Here is a 22,532-nt window from a genome sequence, read left to right as displayed (position 1 = left end):
GCAATCGGCTCAAGTTGCTCGATATGCTGAGCCACTACTTTCACGATGACCGTGATCGGGATGCTCAGCAGCATGCCCCAGATTCCCCACAGCCACGCCCAGAAAAGTAGCGAGATGAATACCGCGGCCGTATTCATCTTGGCGATCCGGCCGGTCATCCAGGTGGTGACGAAGGTCCCGACGAAGGTGGCGACCGCCAACGAGGCACCCGCGGGAAGAAGCGCCAACGACAGGGCGTCGAATTGCATGAAGGCGGCCATGCCGATGGCGGCGGCGGTCACGGCAGGACCGAAGTAGGGGATGACATGCAGCAAGCCCGCGGCGACTGCCCAGGCGCCGGCGTTCTCAAGACCGATCCAGCGCAGCACGATCCAGGTAAGCAGCGCCACCAGCACGTTGGTCGCCAGGAGCATGAGCATGTAGCGCTGGACGGATTCGTTGATGTCATCGAGGATGCGGACGGTGATCTTCCTGTTCGAAAGCGTCGGCCCCGTGAGTCGTACCAGCTTCCGTTTGTAGGTATCGCCCGACAGCAAGAGAAAGTAAGTCAGGAAGAGGACCATCGCCGCCTGGCCGACCAGCCCCACGGCGCCGACGGAGTTGGCCCACAGAAAGTCGCCGAGTTTGAAGCCGGGCGTGTCGATGACGACGCGCGTCGCCGGCCGTCTAGGCGTCGAGTCAATACCGGCCGCCTGGCTGGTCGCCTTTTCGATCTCGCTCGCGGCGGTCTGCACCTTTTGCATGGTACTGGTCTGGCCCTTGCGCACACTGGCGAGGCCGGCCGACAATTTGCTAACCGCTGCAGGTACCTGATCGAGGATGGTCTGAAACTGTCCACGCAGCGAGTAGGCTCCCAGGCTGAGCGCACACACGACCCCCATCATCACGACGGTGGTCCCCAGGGCGCGAGGAATCCTGATCTGTTCCAGCCAGACGACCAGGGGATTCAGGGTGTAGGCAAAAAGTAGCCCGAGCAACAGGGTGATGACAAAAAGCTGTGCCCATTCCAGCGCGAAGACCGCGGCTAGGGTGGCGATGACGATCAGCGCCAGGTTCTGTGTGCCCAGCGCGACGGAAACCGTGGGCAGGGTGGCGTCGGACGCCGCCACTGTCTCCTCCGGCGGGTCGCCGCGAATTGTCACCTTGCCATCGCTCACTTGACCCGCATGTCGTTCTTGACGGAGCTTACGCCGCCGACAGTGCGTGCCACGGCAACCGCCTTGTTGATCGCGGCCTGCGAACTGACGAAACCGCTTAGTTGAACCGTGCCCTTAAAGGTTTCGACGTTGATCTCCGCAGATTTCAGGGTCGGCTCGTTGAATATGGCGGCCTTCACCTTGCTGGTGATGACGCTGTCGTCCACATACTCACCGGTCCCCTCCTGCTTCGAGGTTGACGCGCAACCCGTAGCGAACACCAGCGTTACGGCCAGGAACAGCGCCGAAAGATACTTGGCAAGATTTTTCATGATTGATTCTCCAGATCGAAGTTAAACGGGACTTCCAGATTCCGGCGCTCTATCGACACACCGCGCATCGATACCGGGTCACGCTCGGCCCTTCGGCCTAGAGCGTGCTGCGCGAAAGCGCGTGATACACCACCAGCAGGACGATGGCGCCGACGACGGCCACAAACAGGCTGTATAGGTTGAATCCGCTCACTCCGGCCATCCCGAAGGTATTGAATAGCCAGCCGCCGATGACGGCGCCGATAACGCCGAGAACAATGTCCAGGATGGCACCCTGTCCGGTTCCGCTAACCATTTTGCTGGCGATGAAGCCAGCGACGAGTCCAAGTACGATCCATGCGAGTAATGACATGATTGCCTCCTCTTTTTGCAGCCGTCGGGCTTCAACAAATCCAGTTTCAGCCGGCAGGGCCCAACAGTCCCGCCGCATCTCGACACCCGTTCGCGCGCTTGTCAGACGTGCGGCCTTACGAAACCGCGGATCACCGCGCCGCCAATTTTGCCGGGCGCGCTGGCGCCAGATGTGTTTCGACTACTCGATTCGATTCGATCGAGCCGCAATCGGCGCAATCTGAGTCCACGAATGTGCTCTCTGCCACTGGTGCGGGGCGTTTGCCGACCGCCGAAATGCCGATCGAGCTTGGGATCTGCACCACGACGGCCGCGACGGTGGACAGGCCGAACACGCTGATCGCCATGCCTGCCAACCATCTCTGCAGATGCGGCGACTTGAAGACTACGCTTCGCACTTTTAGTTTCCTTTCGGTTTGCTCTGTAGGCAATAGCGCTGTTCGCGCCGTTTTGCGGATGGGCCAGCGAACCTGGCGGTGCGTGGCCCGCATACCCTATCGAGCGCTCAACTGCATCCTATTCACAATGACGAGCTCCGTCTGTGCGCTGGCGTACAGACCGTCCATTGTGGTTGAGTAGCATGGTGTGCAAGGTCGTAGCGATCCGCCAATCAAATTCGGGGATGTCTATTGGCGACACGAATGATTCTGCAAAGGAAATCAAATGACAATTATGAATAATTTCAAATTACTGGGCATTTCGATGCTACTCGTTGCCGGGCTTGCGGCTTGCGACAACAATCAGCCAGGACCGGCAGAAAGCGCAGGAAAGAAAATTGACCAGGCAGCAAATGATGCTGGTAAGAAGATCGAAGCAACAGTCGACAAGGTCGGCGACAAGATCGGTGATCAAAGTGTAAAAACTGGTATAGCCATCGACGATGCTGAAATCACGGCCAGAGTCAAAGCTGCGATTTTTGCCGAACCCGGCCTCAAGACATTGCAAATCAGTGTTGATACCGTAAAAGGCGTAGTGACCCTCAGCGGATCGGTTGACTCTCTCGCAGACAATGACAAGGCAAAAGCACTGGCCGCTGCCGTGTCTGGCGTTAATGAAGTACAAAACCAGCTGGTTATCACGATGCCCAAATGAGTTTGATTAGTCTGAAAGCACAGAGGAGATCACCATGAAAGTTCAAGACGCCTATAAAGAAAAAATGTCTGCGCAACTGAAAGTCTGGGACGCGCAGATCAAGCTGCTGGAAGCCCAGGCCACGAAGGTCGGTGCTGACTTAAAAGTAAAACATGCCGAAGAAATGCGTGATTTGCGTGACAAGCAGCTTGCTGCCGCTGCCACAATGAAAGAACTGGACAAGGCGACGGGTGAAGCATGGGATCAGGTCAAGCTCACGGCTGACAAAGTATGGGAAGATCTCAAGACTGGCCTGAGCGCTGCGCAATCCAAGTTTCACTAACTCCGTCCGTGCCGGGCAAGATTCTGGCTATCAGGTGGAGTTATCAGAGGCGTAAACCATAAGTCAGGAGTTCACGATGAACAAAGATCAAGTCAAGGGCGCAGCAAAAGACCTGGGTGGCAAAATTCAGGAAGAGGTCGGTAAACTGGTAGGCAGCACGGAGCAGCAGGCAAAGGGACTGAAACACCAGGCAGAAGGCAAAGTGCAGGAACATGTCGGGGACCTGAAAGAGAACCTCAAAGACGCCAGCGACGCGGTCCAGGCCGCCTTGAAACCGGGGGGTCACCAGCGGAGCGATGTGGGATGACGCCAAACTTAGGGTACAAGCACCCGGTGCCGAGCGTTGAAAGCAGCCTCATATTCAACGGTGCATGATCGCCGTAGGCATTCAGAGGCTGCGTCGTTGATCTGCTGGGGACAGTTCTCAAGAATAAGAAATGTCAGAACCTCTCCCGATTAAATTGCTTCGCTGTGGCGTGGAGTTTTTTCCTGCGCTAATCGATGCCATATCGCAGGCCAAGCATGAAATCTTTCTGGAAACCTACATTTTTCAGAATGACATCGTCGGCCACGCGATAGCCACTGCGTTGGAGGAGGCGGCGCAGCGCGGTATCGCCACTCATCTGATGATTGATGGGTTCGGATCGAAGGAATATCCAGAAAGCCGGCTTGCCTCGCTCAGAAAATCGGGCGTTCAAATACGCATCTACCGCCCCGGCTTCCTGAACTTTCGATTCCTTGGAACAGGAATTCGCCGTCTCCATCGCAAGCTGGCGGTCATTGATCGCCAGCTCGTCTTCGTCGGGGGAATTAACATTCTTGACGACTTTGTTGATGCCAATCCGGCACCGCGTTATGACTTTGCGGTCGCGATTGGGGGAACAGTGGCTGCCGACGTGCACGATGCAGTAGCTCGCCTCTGGTGGCTGGTCAGTTGGTCACAGTTCAAACGCCGGGGAACCGGACGTTCAGATCGCCTGCGTGTTCCTTCATCGAACGATGGTCCGTTGCCAGGCTCGGCGAGACTGATTCTTCGTGACAATCTGCGCCATCGCCGCGCGATTGAATCGGAATACCTGAAGGCCATTCGGTCCGCGACTGACCGAATCATCATCGCCAATGCCTATTTCTTGCCGGGCAGGAAACTGCTTCGCGCCCTTTTGGGTGCTGCGGCTCGTGGTGTTTCTGTCGACCTGATATTGCAGGGGCGAGTCGAATACTTCATACAGCATTTTGCCTCGCAGCACCTCTATAGAAATTTGATCGGTGCAGGCATCAATATTCACCTGTATAAACCTGCACATATGCATGCGAAGGTCGCCGTAATCGATAGTGACTGGGCCACGATTGGTTCGTCAAACTTGGACCCTTTCAGCCTTCAGCTCGCCCGCGAAGCAAACATCTTCGTGCTGGACGCATCCTTCACCAAACTGCTGGCAAACGAGCTGTTGTCGGCAATTCAGTTGGACTCAGACAAGATTGGTGTCGAGAATTGGCATTGCATTCCACGCTATAGGACGCTGTTGATGCGCCTCTGTTATGGCATCGTGCGGTTTACACAGCATTTCGCAACACGAAGGCACTGATTGTCACGGACTGTCATGCCGGGCTAATTGGGAGTGGAGCAATGGGCGATCGATTGAGGTTCCTTCTAAACCGCATCAACGAGCGGCTGTGGGTCAGGCCTCTCGCGATGTGCGTGCTGTCAACGGCCGTAGTGTTCCTTGCGAAGACGGCGGACAATACCGGAATCGGCCAGCTTGTTCCCGCGATTACTCCAGACTCGATTGAGACCCTGCTTACCATTATTTCCACAAGCATGTTGGTGATCTCCACCTTTGCTGTCGCATCGATGGTCTCCGCCTACGCTTCGGCCAGCAGCACCGCAACGCCGCGCTCTTTTTCGCTGGTCATCGCCGACGACGTTTCCCAGAACGCGCTCTCGACCTTTATTGGTGCCTTCATCTTCAGCATCGTCGCGCTTATCGCCTTAAAAAACGGCTATTACGATAGAGCAGGCCGTTTCGCGTTATTTGCGCTAACGTTAATGATTCTTGCCACGGTTGTAATTACGTTCGTGAGATGGGTGGATCGCATCGCACGCCTTGGACGCCTCGGGGGAACCATCGACAAGGTTGAGGCAGCGACTGCTGCTGCTTTACAGCGAAGGCGACGCGCACCTACACTTCGCGGTGTCCCTGCAGGGCCGTGTCAGAGTGGGGGTCAGGCCATTTACGGCGGGTCGATCGGGTATGTACAGCGCATCGATGTCGCTGCGCTGCAGACGTATGCGGAAGAATCGCGGGCACGAATCACGGTCGCAGCCTTGCCCGGTAATTTTTCTGCGCCGGGCCGGGCTCTTGCCTATGTGACTACAGACTCAGGCGACTTGTCTGATATCGATGCACGGCAGATAGCACAGGCATTTAGACTCGGTGATCACAGACAATACGACGAAGATCCTCGGTTCGGTCTAATCGTTCTTTCTGAAATCGCAAGTCGAGCGCTGTCACCTGCTGTCAATGATCCCGGTACGGCAATCGGCATTATTGGAACGTTCGTGCGACTTTTTGCGCTCTGGAGTGAGCCTATCGAAGAAGGCGACACACGGATTTCTGAATGTGATCGCGTGGAGGTGCCAAGAATATCCTTGCGGGACATGTTCGATGATGCCTTTACAGCAATTGCTCGTGACGGAGCGGGTGCCATTGAAGTCGCGGGGCGGCTACAAAAAGCGTTAGAGTCGCTGGTATCGATCGGAGATGCCCAGATGCGGGACGCCGCGATACACCATTCCCGCTTGGCGCTTGCTAGAGCAGAAAAGGTGCTATCAATTCCTGAAGACTTGGAGGTTGTGCGAAAGTTGGCGAAATTCGCCAGTGCTGTTTAACAGAATGAGTCTGTGTGATTAGGCGCGCATGCTGCTGGCGTCAGGGATTGACAGCTCCCACTGAATAGGGAAGGAACACAAATGATGAACTTCGAATACGGTGGCATCCTAGGCCTCCTGATACTGATCGGAGATATCTGGGCAATTATCAATATTTTCCAAAGCTCTGCTTCGAACGGGAAGAAGCTGATTTGGATAATCGCAGTGGTGCTGCTGCCCGTGCTGGGCTTGATCCTCTGGTTCTTACTTGGACCGCGTGATCGAGGGGCGTAGCGTGTCAAGTTGCACTTGGCTGCAAGGCGTCCTGCCGGGAGCCGCGAGTGAGTCTGTACTGGAAAACGAGCATGGCGTCGCGTCGTCTAATGGGCTTTAAGCGCCTCCTTAGCAGGCTGTTGTACGTCATCCGTTCCGTGCATTCTGCTCACCTCATCAATCGTCATGAGCACGATAGTCAGAACGTTGACCCTTCAAACCCCATTGATGCAGGAACAAATTTCAACAACCTGCGCGGCGTCGCGCTTGCACTCTGTCTGGCAAAAACCGATCGAGTGCCATGCTGTGGCGAAGAAGCCTCTATCGTCTGTTCGGTAGCACACAGAAAGGCGAGGGACGGATCGCCAATGCGCGCTTTGCGGCGCTGGTCTCGCACTACCTGTTCGACACCGATTTTTGCATCGCCGCTGTGTCGCGGCGATTCGTCCGCGCGGGCTGATGGTTCTTGACTCGACCTATTGAGCCAGCGCTGTCGCCAGAGTCCTGGCGTTGTATCGCATCATGTCCAGGTAGGTTGCCGCGGGTCCGTCGGGCTTTGAAAGCGCGTCGGAATACAGGGTGCCGCCGATCCGGGCTCCGGATTCCTGGCGGATGCGTTCAAGCAGACGCGGGTCCGAGATGCTTTCCATGAATACGGCGCGTATGCGTTCGCGGCGAATCTGTCGGATGATGCGCCCGACATCACCCGCCGAAGGTTCGGCGTCGGTGTTGATGCCGACGGGCGAAATGAAACCGATGCCATAGGCGCGGCTGAAGTAGCCGAATGCGTCGTGCGAGGTAACCACGCGCCGCTGCTCCGGGGGGATGGCGTTGAATGACATGCGTATTTCGTTGTCTAGCGCGACAATCTCGCGCTTGTATTTCTCTGCATTGGCCCGATAGATTCCCTGGCCTGCAGGGTCGGCTGCGCTGAGCGCCTGGGCGATATTGTCGACATAGCGCAGGGCGTTGGAAAGATCCTGCCAGGCGTGCGGATCGATTTCGCCGTCATGGGTGTACCGGTCTTGTGCTTCTCCTGGCGGCTGGCGCAGTCTAAGTGATCTGACCCCGGCGCTGGCCATCACGATCTTGCCGCGATACCCCGAGGATCTGATCAAACGGTCGATCCAGCCTTCAAAACCGTAGCCGTTGACCACAACGAGACCCGCCTGGGCGATCATCTTTGCGTCGGCTGGCGTGGGTTGGTAGACGTGCGCATCGGCCTCCGGGCCGACCAATTCAAGTACCTCAATCCGCTCGCCGCCAACCCGTTGCGTCAGATCGCCCAGTATGCTGAAGGTGGCGACGACCTTGAGCGGTTCTGCAGCGGCATTTCCGGAGATGCAGACCAGCACCAGCATTGCCAGTCTGGCTAGTTGGTGGATGAGGCCGATCGATACGCTTTTCACCGTTGTCACCGATCACATTCAGCGCTCGAAGTGCCAGCGAGGCCGCAAGCGGCTGACCAGCGGTCCGAGCGGCCCGACCGCCATCGACAGCACATAAAGACCACCCAAGGTCAGAACGATGGCTGGTCCGGCCGGCAGATTGACGTAGTAGGAGAGCAGCAGCCCGATCAGCGATCCGCTGAAGGCAATGAGTACCGCGGCCAGAATGAGGGGGACGATATTGCCGACCCAGAAGCGAGCCGCCGCCGAGGGCAGAATCATGATGCCGACGGCCATCAGCGTGCCGAGCGCATGGAATCCGCCGATCAGGTTGAGCACCACGAGTACCATGAAACCGTAATGCGCCACCGGGCTGAGGCGGCTGATGCGGGCGAGATGCGCCGGGTCGCAGCATTCAAGAACGATCAGGCGCAGGCCGACGGCAATCGCGACAATCGATATCGAAGCGAAGCCGGCCAGCAGGAAGAGGGCGGCATCGTCAAGCGCGAGTACGCTGCCGAACAGCACGTGCAGCAAATCAACATTGCTGCCGCGCATCGAGATGATCAGCACGCCGGCGGAAAGCGAGATCAGATAGAAAGTGGCCAGGCTGGTATCTTCCTTGATCACCGAATTGCGCGCTACGCCACCCGCCAGCAAGGCCACGGCAATGCCGGCAACGAGGCCGCCCAGCGTCATCGCCGAAAGCGAAAGTCCGGCGATCAGGTAGCCGACGGCAGCGCCCGGCAGAATGGCGTGGGAAATGGCGTCGCCGGCCAGACTCATGCGGCGCAGCATCAGGAACACCCCAATCGGCGTCGCGCCGAGCGAAAGGGCCAGGCAGCCGGCCAGCGCCCGACGCATGAAGCCGAACTCGATGAAAGGCGAAATCAGCGGGACGCCAGCCAGTATTTCGTTCAGGCTCATCCGTGGTGGTGCTCCGCTGCATCGTGGGCGTCGCGGGCATTGTCATGGCAGATTGCCGCGCCCTGGAAGTCACCCTGCACTTCGGCCAGATGGCGCGCGCGGTGCAGGTTTTCTTCGCTGAGAACCTGTGCCGTCGAACCTCTGGCCACCATTTCGCGTGCCAGCAAAAGCGTCTCCGGATATTCCTGGCGAACGTGCTCGAAATCGTGCAGGACGCTGATGATGGTGCGTCCTTCGCTGTTCCAGTGGCGAACCAGCGCCGCCAGGTCGCGCACCGTATTGGCGTCGATGGCGCCGTAGGGTTCGTCAAGCAGAACCAGCGGCGAATCCTGCAACATGACGCGGGCAAAGCGCGCCCGCTGCTGCTGGCCGCCTGAGAGCTGGCCGATCGGGCGGTTTTCCAGCCCGCTCAGTCCGACGGCGCCGATCGCCTCCTCGATGCGCTGTTTTGCTGCTCGATTGAAGCCGCGAAATGCGCCGAATTGCGCCCACAGCCCCATGGCAACGAAATCGTGAATGACAATGGGAAAACTGGTGTCGAGCGTCGATTGCTGCGTGAGGTAGGCGATTCTTTCGCGCTTGAGCCCGATCAGCTCGACGCAACCCTGCATCGGGCGCAATTCGCCGACGATACCCTTGAGCAGCGTCGATTTTCCCGCGCCGTTGGGGCCGACTACGGCCAGCAGGCTTCCGGCTGCCACCTCGCCCCGGAGGTGGTGCACCGCCGGATGCCGGTTATAGCCGAGCGTCAGATTTTCGAAGCGGAGAATCGGACCTTGTGCAGAATTCATGACAGCGCCCAATGAACGGTCAGCCACAGAACAAGCAGCGCGCCCGCGGCCCAGATCAGACGTGACAGTGCACCTGCACAGATTACCGGGTTCGGGCGGGTGATCGGCGATGTCGCCGGGGCGTTCAATTTGGATGGCATTGTTTGAGGCTTTTGATCGCAAGGTGCTGCATAGTGAAACAAAGGGGCGCAAACGACAAATGATACGCCTTCAATTCTGCAGAAAGACTTGGCCCTGCATCATTCGGAGGCCGATTCGGCCAGGTGTTTCGGCAAAGCAGACGATGTGGTGCGGCAGTTGCGAGACGTCGAGCGTCGAACGAATGTCGCGCAAGGCTACGAGTTGATAGCCGTCGTCTTTCCATCCGCTGATCAGCCGCTCGATCACGCTGATGAATTGCATTCCCTCCAGCTCCGCACGCAGGGTGAATACATGGTCGCCGGGATCTTCGGCGGTGAGTTGCAGGATACGGTCGGCGGCTTGGTCTGGAGAAGAGCCGGGTTTGAACACCTGGATTTCATCCAGGGTGGGGAGCGTTGTCGGGATCTGCGGGCAGACGACGATTTCTCCATCGATGACCGGGATGAAGGGGTGGATGCCCCGGCAATCACTGGCGTAGGAGAAGCCGAGTCGCTGCGTCAGGCGCAGGGCATGCCGATTCATCCGCCATCCCGCGGCCCCGTGCGCTTTGGCCGGTTCGCCGAATATCTCCGAAAAGCGGGTGAAGGCTTTGTTCATTTCTGCCTCGACCCACGGATTCGCGGCTTGTTCGATCTGCTGTTCCCAACTGACGCGGTCCCAGGCGTGAATACCAACCTCATGGCCCGCATCGCTGACCTGACGCATTGTCGCGAGGCCTCGGCGCCCGATGTCCGGGCCGGGCAACATTCTTCCATAGAGGCGTGTGCGCAGGTCATAGTATCGGCCGAGAGAAGTGGAAAGCGATTCGCGGCCACTGCGGTCGGGCCCGAGCGAGAAGAAAAAGCTTGCCTGGGCCTCGTGTTTCTGCAATAGGTCAACCAATGCAGGAACGCCAGCAAGCGTCCCACGGCAAGTGTCGGCGTCGATTTTGAGTGCGATTCGTTTCATTCAGAGGCTGTTCTGGCGATAGGTCTGCCGTTGGAAATGACCAGGAACACAGGCCGTAAGGCGGCAAAGAGGCAACAATTCAAGCTTGGGTTCAATTGGTCGATCAGGAAAAAATAAGACCTGCGGCAACCTTGCGTCCTTCGCCGATCAGAACGTTGTAGGTGCGGCAGGCGGCCTGAATATCCATCACTTCCAGACCCTTCTGTGCCTGAATCAGTGGCCGCAGGAGCTCGGGACGGGGAAAGCGGATCAGGTTACCCGTACCGAGCAGAACAATCTCGGTGTCGAGCGATGCAAGCAGTTCGAAATCCCCAACACTGAGGGTTTCAAAGCCGGCTTTCGTCCAGTCGGGGATCAGGCGATCGGGAAGTACGACAAGGTTGCAGCTGTGGCGGACGGCATTGACGCTTACATAGCCCTCGCCGTACGCGGTAAAGGTATTCTGGCCAGCGGTCTGAGCAAGCTGCATCTTCATAAAATTGCGGTGCACATGGCGAATAAAGTACGATTATATCTTTTTGCCTGATGCCGTTTGATGTTGAGCGCAGACGGTGCCGAGTGTAGTTCACAGGATGTATTCGGAAAGGACGGCTTGCCACAGGGAAGCCGCATTGGTAGACCACTATGAAACCCGTACTTAAATCCAGCAAACTCGCCAATGTCTGTTATGACATACGTGGTCCGGTGTTGCAACAGGCCAAGCAGATGGAGGACGAGGGGCACAAGATCATCAAGCTGAATATCGGCAATCTCGCCGCTTTCGGTTTCGATTCGCCGGAAGAAATCCAGCTCGACATGATTCACAACCTGCCGCATGCCGCGGGGTATACCGAGTCGAAGGGGATTTTCCCCGCGCGCAAGGCGGTGATGCACTACACCCAGCAGAAGCATATCAAGGGGGTGACCCTTGAGGACATCTACATCGGCAACGGCGCTTCCGAACTGATCGTCATGGCCATGAACGCTTTGCTCAACGCCGGTGACGAAGTACTGGTTCCGGCGCCGGATTATCCCTTGTGGACGGCGGCGGTCAGCCTGTCGAGTGGCACGCCGAGGCACTATCTGTGCGAAGAGGATAACGAGTGGTTGCCGAATCTGGATGATATCCGCGCCAAAATTACGCCGCAGACCCGCGCCATTGTCGTCATCAATCCCAACAACCCGACCGGCGCGCTGTATCCTGACAGCATGCTGCTCGATATCATCGCCATCGCGCGCGAGCACAGTCTGATCATTTTCGCCGACGAGGTGTACGACAAGGTGCTTTACGATGGCCGGCAACATACGTCGATCGCTGCGTTGGCCGAGGATGTGCTGATGGTCACTTTCAACAGTTTGTCGAAGAACTATCGCTCCTGCGGCTATCGTGCCGGATGGCTGGTTGTTTCTGGCGATTTGCGCGACGCGGGAGATTATATCGAGGGGCTTGAAATGCTTGCCTCGATGCGACTGTGCTCGAATGTGCCCGGCCAGTACGGCATCCAGACGGCGCTCGGTGGCTATCAGAGCATTGATGATCTGATCGCGCCGACAGGCCGGATGTGCCGTCAGCGCGACTTGGCGTATGAACTGATCACGGCCATTCCCGGCGTGAGCTGCGTCAAACCCAAGGCGACGCTGTACATGTTCCCGCGCCTCGATCCGCTGATCTATCCAATCAAGAACGATCAGGAATTCATCGCCGAGCTATTGCAGGAGGAGCGGGTGCTGCTCGTGCAGGGGAGCGGTTTCAATTGGCCTTCTCCGGACCACTTCCGTCTGGTTTTTCTGCCGTACGAAGATGATCTGCGCGAAGCGGTTGCCCGGATCGCACGTTTCCTGGAGGCGTATCGCAAGCGGCATGGCACCTGAATTGCGCGTCATTGCCGTCACCGGCGCTTCGGGTCATGTAACCGAAAGGGACTGTCTGGAATGGCTGGCCAAGGCCGAAAGCGTACATCGCCAGTTGCGGCCGCAGCTTCCAGCGGATTATCTGTCGCGCATGCGCGAGGTATTCGCCAATGGAGCGCGCATGGCCGTTGTCGTCGCTGGCGATGCGGTGGTTTGCGTTGCCCTGTGGCGGCTGATTGAGAACACCTACGAAGGGCGTCGCCTGTATGTCGACGATCTGGTGAGCGACGAGACGCATCGCTCACAGGGCACCGGCAAGATGATGCTCGACTGGCTTGAAGCACATGCCACTTCCCTTGGCTGTCACGTACTAGCGCTCGACTCGGGCGTGCAGCGCCAGCGGGCGCACCATTTCTATTTTCGCGAGGGTATGCATATTCCCTCGTTCAGTTTCAGAAAGGCTTTGAAATGAAACCGATCAACGTTGGACTCCTCGGCATCGGCACCGTCGGTGGCGGAACTTTCACGGTGCTCAAGCGCAACGCCGAGGAGATTGCCCGACGCGCAGGACGTCCGATCCAGATTACGGTAGTTGCCGACAAGAATCTCGAACTTGCAAAGGCGGTCACTGCCGGAGCGTGCAGACTGACCGACGATGCCTTCTCGGTGGTCTCCGACCCCGAGATCGACATCGTTGTCGAGTTGATCGGCGGCTGTGGCATTGCCAAAGAGTTGGCGCTCAAGGCCATCGAGAATGGCAAGCATGTGGTGACGGCCAACAAGGCCTTGCTGGCATCGCACGGCAACGAAATATTCGCCGCGGCGCAGAAAAAGGGCGTGATGGTCGCATTCGAAGCCGCCGTTGCCGGGGGCATTCCGATCATCAAGGCATTGCGCGAAGGTCTGACGGCCAACCGCATCGAGTGGATCGCCGGCATCATCAACGGAACCACCAACTTCATTCTCTCAGAGATGCGCGACAAGGGACTCTCTTTCGCAACCGTTCTCCAGGAGGCGCAACGCCTGGGCTATGCGGAAGCGGACCCGACCTTTGACGTTGAAGGCGTCGATGCCGCACACAAGCTGAGCATCATGAGCGCCATCGCCTTCGGCAATTCGATGAACTTCGACAAGGCGCACATCGAGGGCATCAGCCAGCTTGAAGCGGCGGATATCAAGTACGCCGAACAACTGGGCTATCGCATCAAGCTGCTCGGGATCACCAAGCGCACGCCCGAGGGTGTCGAACTTCGCGTGCATCCGACGCTGATCCCGGCCAAGCGGCTGATCGCCAACGTTGAAGGGGCGATGAACGCTGTGCTGGTCAAGGGCGATGCCGTTGGGGCAACGCTTTATTACGGCAAGGGCGCCGGCGCGGAACCGACGGCTTCATCGGTCATTGCCGACCTGGTCGACGTGACCCGCATGCATACCGCTGATCCCGGACAGCGCGTCCCGCATCTGGCTTTTCAGCCGAATGCGATGGTCGATCTGAAAATCCTGCCGCTGTCCGAGGTGATCACCAGCTACTACCTACGCTTGCGCGTCGAAGACAAGCCCGGAGTTTTGGCCGATATCACACGCATTCTTGCCGACCAGCAGATTTCGATCGACGCCATGATTCAGCGCGAGCCGGTTGAAGGCGAAGAGCAGACCGACATCATCATTCTTACGCACCAGACGCGCGAAATGAATATCGATGCCGCGATTGTCAAGATTGAAGCGCTGACCGCGGTCAAGGGTAAACTGACACGGCTTCGTCTTGAAGAATTGCTGTGATCCGGTGTTGGGTTTTCAAGACGGAAATACTGGCCGCACGAACGATTAAACCTGACTCTGGTCAGGGCCATCGCCGGTCCATATCAAAGACCTGATGACCAAGGTGCTGGAGAATGCACGCTCCAATTAGCCTCGTAATTTCCTGGAGATATGCATGCACGCTTGCGACCAACCTACCAAAGAAGCCATTTATCCATTCGATGCGCGCGGCATCGCCAAGCGATTTCGCCACGCCGCCATATTTGGCGCGTTTGACGCGTTGATGCCCGGCGAGACCATGCGCTTTTGCAATGATCACGATCCATTGCCACTGCTCGGTCAGTTGCAGGCGCGCTACGCTCAGAGCATCGGCATCAATTATGTGCAACGCGAACCTGGTGCCATCGTGATCGATTTCGTCAGATTGGGCTGAAGCAGTATGGTGAGGGCATGCTGACTTACCTTGGTTGTTCTGCCCTTGCCGTTTTCACATCCACAGTTGTACTGCTGCTCCTCGACACGCTGCCATTTCTGGCAGCGACGCACTTCATCCTTGCTGTAGCCATCCTGCCGCTGATTTTCGGAGCCATTGCTCATTTTGTCCCGGTATTGACCCGAAGCGGCAAGCCGCATCGTGCCGTTCTGTTGGCACCGCTGTTACTCCAGGTGAGCGGCTTGCTGGTCTTTCTACATTTCTACGGAAGGCTTGGACCGGGCGCCTTGCTGGCCGCAGTCGTCACCTCGCTGCCAGTGTGCCTGGGCTTCGTCGGTTGGTTGATTGCCAGAGCGCGGCATACGCTGGGCAAGCCACATCCGGGCTGGCGCTGGTATCTTGCGGCGTTGCTTTGTCTGACCATCGGGTTGGCACTGGTTCCCGCCATGCAATTCTGGCCGGAAGCCCGGCAGGAACTGCGCGGGCTACATCTGCATCTGAACCTGTTGGGATTCGTCGGCTTGACCGCAATCGGTACCTTGCAGGTTCTGCTGCCGACCATTTTAAGCGGGCCCGACATTGATGCCGCAGTCCGCCTGCGGCGGGATCTGCCGTTGGCGGTTGCCGGAGTGCTGTTGGTCAGTTTGGGAGCGGCCTTCGGGTGGCCGCTATCGCTGCCTGGTGCCGGTCTGTTGATCTTCGCAGTTTGCCGCCTCGGGTTGGCCTGGTTGCGTCGTTACGGCCTGCGCGTGCTTATCGGCGACGGAGCATCGGCGTCACTGCTGGCCGCATTGTTCGGCTTTCTGTTGATCCTCGTGTTCGGTACAGCCCATGCCTTTGGCGTGATGGGCGGGCACGATACGGTACTGGCCTGCATGGCCGTATTTCTTCTGCCGCTGGTGACCGGCGCGTTGTCGCAACTTATGCCGGTATGGCGACATCCTGGACGGCGTACTGAGGCCCGAGATCAAATGCGGGCTGTGCTCGTTCAGGGTGGGGCGATACGCGCGTTGCTGTTTATCAGCGGTGGCAGTTTGTTGGCAATTGGGTTGAGCGCAGGTTACTGGCTGACGGCCGCCGGGCTGTTGATGTTTCTTTATGGAATCGTCCGCGCCTTCTGTTTTCCGGGCGCAGAGCAGAATGGGATCTGATTGCTTGTAGCACGGACATGACAGCGATATTTGGGTACATTTTTGTTATTGATCCAAATACTGTGGCTTCTCTTCCTGCCAGAGCATTCAAAGTGCATCAGGTATGCAATGGCCGACGGGTAGTGATGTTTGACGTTATGTATGCCACGCGTTAATATTCTCGGATGACAATCAAGAGCTTCAGGTGCAAGGACACGCAGGCGCTCTTTCTCGGCAAACGTGTTCGTCGCTGGGTGAACGTTGAGAGGCCTGCACTACGCAAACTTGAGCAGCTTGACTGGTCTACGGCCCTGGAAGACCTGCGCATTCCTCCTGGAAATCAACTGGAAGCGTTGAAGGGAAACCGCAAGGGACAGCACAGCATCCGCATTAATGACCAGTGGCGCGTGTGCTTCGTGTGGACCGTGGATGGCCCGAAGAATGTTGAGATCGTGGATTACCACTGAAGGAGTTTGAACATGCGTACCGTTGCCCCCGTTTCTCCCGGCGAAATGCTGGAGGAAGAGTTCCTGAAGCCGCTGGGCCTGACGAAGTATCGCCTGGCCAAGGACATCGGTGTTCCCCCGCAGCGTATCGGAGACATCGTGGCGGGTAAGCGCGCGATTACCGCAGACACCGATTTGCGGCTATGCCGGTACTTCGGGCTCAGCGACGGATGGTGGCTGCGAGGGCAGGCGAATTACGATACGGCAATCGCCCGGGAAACCATGCATGAAGCGCTTTCGCGCATTTCACGCTGCCGGCTTTTGGCTGTCTGAGTTCTCGCACAGGCGGTGTTGCCGGACGCGACAGGCCACAGGGGGCTATGAGGTTCCCTGAAAAGCCGATCTCTGATTACGAATACTCAATAGAACAACTCTCAAGATTTCCGCATCTTTACCGTTTATATACTTGCCAGCTCGGATTTTCGGGCGCGACCAACGGAACTGAATGCGATGAACCACAACGACTCACAACTTACCCATCTGCACCGACCTGCATCGCGTCGTTTGCATCGTCGTCCGGCTCATCCCGTCGTGACATCGAGTGCCGTGAGATCAAGCGTAGCGGAACATGCTCCTTCGGTTGTTGCCGGTCTTCCGAAAGCGATGATCCGGGAAGCCGGCATGTTCGAGCTTCTGGCGGCCGAGTTGCGCATTGCCGAACTTGAAAAAGAACTGGCCGAGGCGCGCGAGGCGGCTTCTACCGATCCCTTGACCGGCGCCCTGAATCGCCGGGGTTTTGAACAGGCTTGCCAGCGCGAGCTGGCACTTGCGCGTCGCAGTGGTCTCAGCTTTGCTTTGGCTCACCTTGATATTGATGATTTCAAGAACCTGAACGACACATTGGGCCATCAGGTCGGGGACAAGGCTTTGCTTCATCTGGTGAATTTGCTGCGCAAGTCGATGCGCCCGTCGGATGTGCTCTGCCGATTTGGCGGTGAAGAATTCGTTCTGATGCTTCCCGCAACTTCTCAGGAAGAAGCGGTCAAGGCGATTTCCCGCTTTCTGCGCGAGTGCTCGGCAAACTTCATCCCCGGAACCGACCGCGCACTGACCTTCAGCGCCGGTGTCGTGGTCCAGGACTTGTCTGAATCGCTTGAGCAAGCCATCCAGCGCGCTGATGAAGCAACCTACGCCGCAAAGCGTTCCGGCAAGAACCGAGTCGTCACCGGGTAAGCGACTACGAATCGATTGTTGCCGAAGGAAGCGTGTGAGCAGGGCAGGGTACGGGGCATGGTAGACTCGCCGCTTGGCGATTCTCTGCCGCAACCCTTTTGATTATGACCATGCGCTACATCTCGACTCGCGACGACTCACGGAATTCAGCCCCAAAAAACTTCACTGAAATTCTGCTCGGCGGGCTTGCGCCCGATGGTGGCCTGTACCTCCCGGAATCCTATCCACGGATCACGCGCGCCGAGCTTGATCAATGGCGCGGGCTGTCCTACGCGGATCTGGCCTTCGCCGTTCTGTCGAAGTTCATTGACGATATTCCCGCCGACGATCTCAAGGGCCTGGTCGATAAAACGTACACCGCCGAGGTGTATTGCAATGGACGCGCGGGCAGCAAGGCGTCCGATATCACCCCCGTTCGCTGGCTTGAGCCAGGGTTGGGGCTGCTCGAATTATCCAATGGGCCGACGCTGGCGTTCAAGGACATGGCCATGCAGTTGCTCGGCAATCTGTTCGAGTACGTTCTGGCAAAGAGGGGCGAAGAGATCAATATCCTCGGCGCCACTTCGGGCGACACCGGTTCTGCTGCAGAATATGCGATGCGCGGCAAGCATGGTGTACGCGTATTCATGCTTTCGCCGCACGAGAAGATGAGCGCTTTCCAGCGCGCCCAGATGTACTCCCTGCAGGATGACAATATCTACAATATTGCCGTGCGCGGCATGTTTGACGACGCGCAGGATATCGTCAAGGCGGTATCGAACGACCACGCCTTCAAGGAGAAATACAAGATCGGTGCGGTCAATTCGATCAACTGGGCGCGTGTTGTGGCGCAGGTCGTCTATTACTTCAAAGGCTACTTCTCTGCGACGCAATCCAATGCCGAGCAGGTCGACTTTGCCGTGCCATCCGGTAATTTTGGCAATATCTGCGCCGGGCATATTGCCCGTATGATGGGCTTGCCGATTGCGAGGCTGGTGATGGCGACCAATGAGAATGACGTCCTCGACGAGTTCTTCCATACCGGGGTTTACCGTCCGCGCAGTACGGCTGAAACCCAGGCCACTTCGAGTCCGTCGATGGATATTTCCAAGGCCTCCAACTTCGAGCGCTTTGTTTTTGATCTCGTCGGCCGCGATCCGGCGGTCATTCGCCGGTTGTGGACGAAAATCGATTCGGGTGGCAGCTTCGATCTATCAAGCATGCCGTGTTTCGCCAATCTTCCCCAGTTCGGTTTTGTGTCAGGAAAAAGCACCCATGCCGACCGTCTACGGACGATCAGTCAAACCTTTGAGAAATACGGGGTAATGGTCGACACGCATACCGCGGATGGACTCAAGGTGGCAGTCGAGCAGCTCGTTCCTGACAGATCAATGGTCGTTCTAGAAACGGCTTTGCCGGCCAAATTTGAAGAAACCATTATCGAGGCGCTTGGGCGCCGCCCGGAACGTCCCGCAAGTTTTCAGGGCATTGAAAATCTGCCGCAGCGGGTTGAGGTGATGGATGTCAGCGTCGATGCGGTGAAGCGCTATATCGTGCAGCACGTGGGCGCCTGATCGTTCGGGATCGTCGGCCTTTGAATGGCAAGCTAAACTCGGGTGGGGCTTTTTGCGGCATCTGAATCGTGCATCCGAATGCTGAATCGCCTACAGAAAGATAACGGCCGGGAAGACCGCGGCAGCAAGCACCAGGACCAGCCATTCCAGATTATGCCTCGCCAGAAACCCGGTGAAATGCATGACCAGAATAGTGATGGCTACCACGTAGAACAGTGCAAAAAGCATGGGACGCCCCTTTCTTTCTTCGTTCAGCCGGAATGTACCCGCTGCGGAATTTTTTCTTCCGGCAATTATAGCGGCATCATTTGCCAGGGGCGTTATTTTTTCCAGAGCATGCGCTGACCAATTACTGATCCTGGAAGCGCATCGAAAGGTCCATTGCGCGCACATCCTTGGTCAAGCCGCCCACCGAGATGCGGTCGACGCCGGTTTCTGCAATCCGGCGAACAGTATCGAGATTGACGTTGCCAGAGGCCTCCAGTATTGCGCGGCCGGCATTCAATGCGACGGCAGCGCGCATCTGATCGAGATCCATGTTGTCGAGCAGAATCATTCTTGCGCCGGCGTCAAGCGCCTGACCCAGCTCATCCAGCGATTCGACCTCAACCTGAATGAATTTGCACGGGCTGACGGTGCTGTCTGACACCTGTTTTGCGGCGGCCATGGCCGATGCGATGCTTCCAGCAGCAAGGATGTGGTTCTCCTTGATCAGAATGGCGTCGTAGAGTCCCAGACGGTGATTGCCGCATCCACCGCACTTGACGGCATACTTCTGTGCGAGGCGCAGTCCGGGAATCGTCTTGCGGGTGTCCACAACCTGAGCGCGGGTGCCGGCAACGGCACGGGCGTATTGGTTGGCCCTGGTCGCCACGCCGGAAAGCAGCTGCAGAAAGTTGAGTGCCGTGCGCTCGCCCGTGAGCAGTGCGCGCGCCGGGCCTTCGATGGTGCACAGTATCTGGTCAGGGACGGCGTGATCACCGTCAGCGGCTTGCCAGGTGATCGAGATGCCAGGGTCGAGCCTCGCGAAACAGCGTTCAAACCAAGCCCTTCCGCACAACACTGCATTTTCGCGCGCGACCACCGTGGCGCGTGTAACGATATCGGCCGGAACAAGTTGCACCGTAAGATCACCGCTGCCGACATCCTCGGCCAGTGCAGCAACGACGTTGCGCTCGATTTCATCATCAAGCGGGTTGGCGGGTGCCGACGACGAAGGAGTGTTCATCTGAGATCCAAAGCCTTGAAATGCGGAATGTCGAATTTTAGCACCGGGCGAGCAATACGCTTGCGCCCGTATTCAATGGCACGCTAGCGCAGCACTTCCCGGTTGAGGTGATGTCCATCCCAGCACAGGTACTCGCCACAATCTTCATGCCAGTCCGACATCACCCAGCGCTCGACATGGATGCCGTCAACGATGTGATCATGAGTCGCCGGGCGGTGTGTGTGGCCGTGAATGAAGGTGGCGTAACCGTGCTGGCGGATAAAGTCGTCCATTGCGCCAGGATTCAGATCCATCGGGTACTGCGCCTGAGTTTTTTTTTGGCGCTTGGCCTGCTCGCTTTGCTGGCGTAGCGAAGCGGCGATGGCCTTGCGCTCGGCCAGTGGCTGTTGCAGAAACGCAGTACGCCAGGCTGGCGAGCGCACCTGTTCGCGAAAGGCCTGATAGGCCGTGTCATCAATACACAGGCTGTCACCGTGTGAAAGGATAAACTGCCAGGCGGGCAGCGACAGCAGGTAGGGGTCTGGTAGAAGCCGGGCACCGCTTCGTGCGGCAAACTCTTCGCCCAGCAGGAAATCGCGATTCCCGTGCATCACGGAGAGGCCGACGCCCGCGTCGGTCAGTTCGCGCAGGGCATTGACGATGGCAAGATTGAACGTGTCGTCTGGATCGTCGATGCTGTCGTCGCCCGGCCAGACGTCGAAGAGGTCGCCGAGGATGTAGAGGTGTTCGGCGGTACGCGCGCGACAGCCCGCGTAGTCCAGAAAGATTCGTGCTACGCCGGGTGCGTGTGAGGAAAGGTGCAGGTCTGAAATGAAATGAATCACGTCAATTCAGACCGGAAATACGTCTAGTGGTCAGCAGACTTCAGCGCGCTCGATGATGACATCTTCCTTCGGAACATCCTGGTGAAAGCCCGAACTTCCGGTCCTGACGCCCTTGATCTTATCGACCACCTCGGTGCCATCGACCACTTTTCCGAATACACAGTAACCCCAACCGTTGGCATTGGCCGACTTGAAGTTCAGGAATTCGTTGTCGGCAACATTGATGAAGAACTGTGCGGTCGCAGAGTGTGGGTCGGAGGTGCGCGCCATGGCAACCGTATAGGTGTCGTTCTTGACGCCGTTGTCTGCTTCGTTCTTGATCGGATCCTTGCACGGTTTCTGTTTCATGCCTGGCTCGAAACCGCCGCCTTGAATCATGAAGCCAGGAATGACGCGGTGGAATACGGTGTTGTCGTAGTGACCGGATTCGGCGTAGGCAATGAAATTCTTCGTTGATTCCGGGGCTTTTTCAGCGTCGAGTTCAAGAGAGATGACGCCGAAATTAGTGTGCAACTTGATCATGTGGCTTCCTTACTTTTTGTCTGGGATGATGGTGACGGACTGGATGACGACAGGGTCCAGCGGCACGTTCTGATGCCCGCTACGGTTGCCGGTCGGGACCTTGGCGATACTATCGACGATGTCCATGCCCTGCGTTACCTTACCGAATACGGCGTAGCCCCAGCCATCGCGCGAGGGGTAATCGAGAGCCGCATTGTCCCTGTGGTTGATGAAGAACTGCGCCGTGGCTGAGTGCGGATCCTGCATGCGTGCCATGGCGATGGTGCCGCGACTGTTCTTCAGGCCATTCCTGGCTTCGTTGGCGACGGGCTTGCCCGTCGTTTTCTGATCCATGTCCTTGGTGAACCCGCCGCCCTGGATCATGAAGCCGTCCATGACGCGGTGAAAGATCGTTCCATTGTAAAAACCGTCTTTCGCGTATTGCAGGAAGTTCTTTACGGTGACAGGTGCTTTCTCCGAATCGAGTTCAATGACGACCTTGCCCATGCTGGTCTGTATTTCGACGCTCGGGGCTGCCGCCGCGGCTGTCGACAGGATCAGGCCCACGGCGAGCATCAGGAAACGGTGAAAAAAGGGGTTCATCAGGCGGCTCCTTCAAAGATGATCTTCCAGTCACCGTCTTCACGGATCCAGTACTGTCGTTTTTTCATCTGGTTGTTGAGATTGTTGCTTTGATAGTCCTGCTCAAAAGAAACGATCACCAGTTCTTCTTTACCGGGGTTACGGAACATGGACAGATTCGACAGCTTAACCTTGATCCATTCCTTGCCGGCATTCACTTGGCGCTTCTGTTGCGAGAACTGTTCGAGGTTCTGATCCCTGGTCTGGAATTTCTTCGAGTAATGTTTCAGGTAGCGGTTGGTGTCCTTGCTCTCCCAGTCTTTACGCCATTCGTCGATATTCTTCTGGAGTGCGCTACGCTCATTCTGCCAGTCGTCCAGTGAGAGCCATTCGATCGAGTTGCTGATGATGACTGGCGTCAGGCCGATCTGCAGATCCCTCGAT

General features: G+C 57.4%; 32 protein-coding genes. 16 read left to right on the top strand and 16 right to left on the bottom strand.

Annotated features, from left to right (window positions below):
- The 4 genes from PROAA_RS11700 to PROAA_RS11685 form a co-directional block, all read right to left on the bottom strand.
- Window positions 1-1,157: AI-2E family transporter (locus PROAA_RS11700; protein WP_222102237.1), on the bottom strand; the 1,157-nt coding region annotated here is incomplete at its 3' end.
- Window positions 1,154-1,468, bottom strand: coding sequence for a BON domain-containing protein (locus PROAA_RS11695; RefSeq protein ID WP_186411510.1), 315 nt, complete (start codon window positions 1,466-1,468; stop codon window positions 1,154-1,156). The genes PROAA_RS11695 and PROAA_RS11700, both read right to left, overlap by 4 nt.
- A 97-nt stretch (window positions 1,469-1,565) precedes the next feature.
- Entirely contained in the window at window positions 1,566-1,820 is a 255-nt protein-coding gene (locus PROAA_RS11690; protein ID WP_186411509.1) for a GlsB/YeaQ/YmgE family stress response membrane protein, read from the bottom strand.
- 130 nt (window positions 1,821-1,950) lie between these two features.
- Window positions 1,951-2,217, bottom strand: a complete 267-nt coding sequence (locus tag PROAA_RS11685) for a hypothetical protein (RefSeq protein WP_186411508.1) — start codon at window positions 2,215-2,217, stop codon at window positions 1,951-1,953.
- A 265-nt stretch (window positions 2,218-2,482) separates the two neighbouring features.
- Here PROAA_RS11685 and PROAA_RS11680 point away from each other — a divergent pair, with 265 nt between their 5' ends.
- The 7 genes from PROAA_RS11680 (at window position 2,483) to PROAA_RS11650 (ending at window position 6,835) form a co-directional block, all read left to right on the top strand.
- Window positions 2,483-2,911: a BON domain-containing protein gene (locus PROAA_RS11680; RefSeq protein WP_245664255.1), complete on the top strand. Its 429-nt coding sequence runs from the start codon at window positions 2,483-2,485 to the stop codon at window positions 2,909-2,911.
- 34 nt (window positions 2,912-2,945) lie between these two features.
- The gene (locus tag PROAA_RS11675; RefSeq protein ID WP_186411507.1) at window positions 2,946-3,233 is read left to right on the top strand and encodes a sll1863 family stress response protein; all 288 of its coding nucleotides are present in this window, start codon (window positions 2,946-2,948) and stop codon (window positions 3,231-3,233) included.
- 76 nt (window positions 3,234-3,309) lie between these two features.
- The gene (locus tag PROAA_RS11670) at window positions 3,310-3,540 is read left to right on the top strand and encodes a CsbD family protein (protein WP_186411506.1); all 231 of its coding nucleotides are present in this window, start codon (window positions 3,310-3,312) and stop codon (window positions 3,538-3,540) included.
- Between the two features lie 130 nt (window positions 3,541-3,670).
- Complete coding sequence (gene clsB, locus PROAA_RS11665) at window positions 3,671-4,819, top strand: cardiolipin synthase ClsB (RefSeq protein ID WP_186411505.1); 1,149 nt, start codon at window positions 3,671-3,673, stop codon at window positions 4,817-4,819.
- A 41-nt stretch (window positions 4,820-4,860) separates the two neighbouring features.
- Window positions 4,861-6,123, top strand: coding sequence for a DUF2254 domain-containing protein (locus PROAA_RS11660; protein ID WP_222102236.1), 1,263 nt, complete (start codon window positions 4,861-4,863; stop codon window positions 6,121-6,123).
- Window positions 6,124-6,204: 81 nt separating this feature from the next.
- Window positions 6,205-6,396, top strand: coding sequence for a PLD nuclease N-terminal domain-containing protein (locus PROAA_RS11655; RefSeq protein WP_245664254.1), 192 nt, complete (start codon window positions 6,205-6,207; stop codon window positions 6,394-6,396).
- 280 nt (window positions 6,397-6,676) lie between these two features.
- Entirely contained in the window at window positions 6,677-6,835 is a 159-nt protein-coding gene (locus PROAA_RS11650) for a hypothetical protein (RefSeq protein WP_186411504.1), read from the top strand.
- Window positions 6,836-6,851: 16 nt separating this feature from the next.
- Here PROAA_RS11650 and PROAA_RS11645 read toward each other — a convergent pair whose 3' ends face one another.
- From PROAA_RS11645 to PROAA_RS11620, 6 genes are all read right to left on the bottom strand, one after another.
- Entirely contained in the window at window positions 6,852-7,784 is a 933-nt protein-coding gene (locus PROAA_RS11645; RefSeq protein ID WP_245664253.1) for a metal ABC transporter substrate-binding protein, read from the bottom strand.
- 18 nt (window positions 7,785-7,802) lie between these two features.
- Window positions 7,803-8,690: a metal ABC transporter permease gene (locus PROAA_RS11640; protein WP_186411503.1), complete on the bottom strand. Its 888-nt coding sequence runs from the start codon at window positions 8,688-8,690 to the stop codon at window positions 7,803-7,805.
- Window positions 8,687-9,481, bottom strand: coding sequence for a metal ABC transporter ATP-binding protein (locus tag PROAA_RS11635; protein WP_186411502.1), 795 nt, complete (start codon window positions 9,479-9,481; stop codon window positions 8,687-8,689). Before PROAA_RS11635 ends, PROAA_RS11640 begins: the two co-directional genes overlap by 4 nt.
- The gene (locus tag PROAA_RS11630) at window positions 9,478-9,621 is read right to left on the bottom strand and encodes a hypothetical protein (RefSeq protein WP_186411501.1); all 144 of its coding nucleotides are present in this window, start codon (window positions 9,619-9,621) and stop codon (window positions 9,478-9,480) included. Before PROAA_RS11630 ends, PROAA_RS11635 begins: the two co-directional genes overlap by 4 nt.
- Before the next feature lie 70 nt (window positions 9,622-9,691).
- On the bottom strand, window positions 9,692-10,570 hold the full coding sequence (locus PROAA_RS11625) for a polysaccharide deacetylase family protein (protein ID WP_186411500.1): 879 nt from the start codon (window positions 10,568-10,570) through the stop codon (window positions 9,692-9,694).
- A gap of 103 nt (window positions 10,571-10,673) precedes the next feature.
- Window positions 10,674-11,045, bottom strand: coding sequence for an Mth938-like domain-containing protein (locus PROAA_RS11620; RefSeq protein ID WP_186411499.1), 372 nt, complete (start codon window positions 11,043-11,045; stop codon window positions 10,674-10,676).
- Window positions 11,046-11,194: 149 nt separating this feature from the next.
- Between PROAA_RS11620 and PROAA_RS11615 the strand changes: the two genes are divergently transcribed.
- The 9 genes from PROAA_RS11615 to thrC all read left to right on the top strand — a co-directional run bounded on the left by PROAA_RS11615 (window position 11,195) and on the right by thrC (window position 18,953).
- A complete protein-coding gene (locus PROAA_RS11615) occupies window positions 11,195-12,421 on the top strand; it encodes a pyridoxal phosphate-dependent aminotransferase (protein ID WP_186411498.1) in 1,227 nt (408 codons plus the stop codon).
- Window positions 12,411-12,872, top strand: coding sequence for a GNAT family N-acetyltransferase (locus PROAA_RS11610; RefSeq protein ID WP_186411497.1), 462 nt, complete (start codon window positions 12,411-12,413; stop codon window positions 12,870-12,872). Before PROAA_RS11615 ends, PROAA_RS11610 begins: the two co-directional genes overlap by 11 nt.
- The gene (locus PROAA_RS11605) at window positions 12,869-14,179 is read left to right on the top strand and encodes a homoserine dehydrogenase (RefSeq protein ID WP_186411496.1); all 1,311 of its coding nucleotides are present in this window, start codon (window positions 12,869-12,871) and stop codon (window positions 14,177-14,179) included. The genes PROAA_RS11610 and PROAA_RS11605 overlap by 4 nt, the downstream gene beginning before the upstream one ends.
- Before the next feature lie 154 nt (window positions 14,180-14,333).
- Window positions 14,334-14,591 carry a DUF2249 domain-containing protein gene (locus PROAA_RS11600; RefSeq protein ID WP_186411495.1) on the top strand — a complete coding sequence of 86 codons (258 nt, stop codon included), beginning with the start codon at window positions 14,334-14,336 and terminating at the stop codon, window positions 14,589-14,591.
- 17 nt (window positions 14,592-14,608) lie between these two features.
- The gene (locus PROAA_RS11595) at window positions 14,609-15,742 is read left to right on the top strand and encodes a hypothetical protein (protein ID WP_186411494.1); all 1,134 of its coding nucleotides are present in this window, start codon (window positions 14,609-14,611) and stop codon (window positions 15,740-15,742) included.
- A 164-nt stretch (window positions 15,743-15,906) separates the two neighbouring features.
- Window positions 15,907-16,188, top strand: coding sequence for a type II toxin-antitoxin system RelE/ParE family toxin (locus tag PROAA_RS11590; RefSeq protein WP_186411493.1), 282 nt, complete (start codon window positions 15,907-15,909; stop codon window positions 16,186-16,188).
- Window positions 16,189-16,200: 12 nt separating this feature from the next.
- The gene (locus PROAA_RS11585) at window positions 16,201-16,500 is read left to right on the top strand and encodes a HigA family addiction module antitoxin (protein ID WP_186411492.1); all 300 of its coding nucleotides are present in this window, start codon (window positions 16,201-16,203) and stop codon (window positions 16,498-16,500) included.
- Between the two features lie 177 nt (window positions 16,501-16,677).
- Window positions 16,678-17,400, top strand: a complete 723-nt coding sequence (locus PROAA_RS11580; RefSeq protein ID WP_186411491.1) for a GGDEF domain-containing protein — start codon at window positions 16,678-16,680, stop codon at window positions 17,398-17,400.
- A 110-nt stretch (window positions 17,401-17,510) separates the two neighbouring features.
- On the top strand, window positions 17,511-18,953 hold the full coding sequence (gene thrC, locus PROAA_RS11575; protein ID WP_186411490.1) for a threonine synthase: 1,443 nt from the start codon (window positions 17,511-17,513) through the stop codon (window positions 18,951-18,953).
- A gap of 90 nt (window positions 18,954-19,043) precedes the next feature.
- Here the strand turns inward: thrC and PROAA_RS11570 are convergent, their stop codons facing one another.
- The 6 genes from PROAA_RS11570 to PROAA_RS11545 all read right to left on the bottom strand — a co-directional run.
- Window positions 19,044-19,181 (bottom strand): hypothetical protein, encoded by a 138-nt coding sequence (locus PROAA_RS11570; protein WP_186411489.1) that lies wholly within the window; start codon window positions 19,179-19,181, stop codon window positions 19,044-19,046.
- A 121-nt stretch (window positions 19,182-19,302) separates the two neighbouring features.
- Window positions 19,303-20,181, bottom strand: coding sequence for a carboxylating nicotinate-nucleotide diphosphorylase (gene nadC / locus PROAA_RS11565; RefSeq protein ID WP_186411488.1), 879 nt, complete (start codon window positions 20,179-20,181; stop codon window positions 19,303-19,305).
- A gap of 83 nt (window positions 20,182-20,264) precedes the next feature.
- A complete protein-coding gene (locus PROAA_RS11560; RefSeq protein WP_186411487.1) occupies window positions 20,265-21,005 on the bottom strand; it encodes a UDP-2,3-diacylglucosamine diphosphatase in 741 nt (246 codons plus the stop codon).
- A 30-nt stretch (window positions 21,006-21,035) separates the two neighbouring features.
- Entirely contained in the window at window positions 21,036-21,527 is a 492-nt protein-coding gene (locus PROAA_RS11555; protein ID WP_186411486.1) for a peptidylprolyl isomerase, read from the bottom strand.
- A 9-nt stretch (window positions 21,528-21,536) separates the two neighbouring features.
- A complete protein-coding gene (locus tag PROAA_RS11550) occupies window positions 21,537-22,109 on the bottom strand; it encodes a peptidylprolyl isomerase (protein WP_186411485.1) in 573 nt (190 codons plus the stop codon).
- On the bottom strand, window positions 22,109-22,532 hold a 424-nt coding region (locus PROAA_RS11545; RefSeq protein ID WP_425394014.1), incomplete at its 5' end, for a L,D-transpeptidase Cds6 family protein. The genes PROAA_RS11550 and PROAA_RS11545, both read right to left, overlap by 1 nt.

This window comes from Candidatus Propionivibrio aalborgensis, assembly GCF_900089945.1.
Classification (GTDB): domain Bacteria; phylum Pseudomonadota; class Gammaproteobacteria; order Burkholderiales; family Rhodocyclaceae; genus Propionivibrio; species Propionivibrio aalborgensis.
The sequence above is the reverse complement of the archived record's forward strand: the minus strand, read 5'-3'. Positions and strand labels throughout refer to the sequence as shown.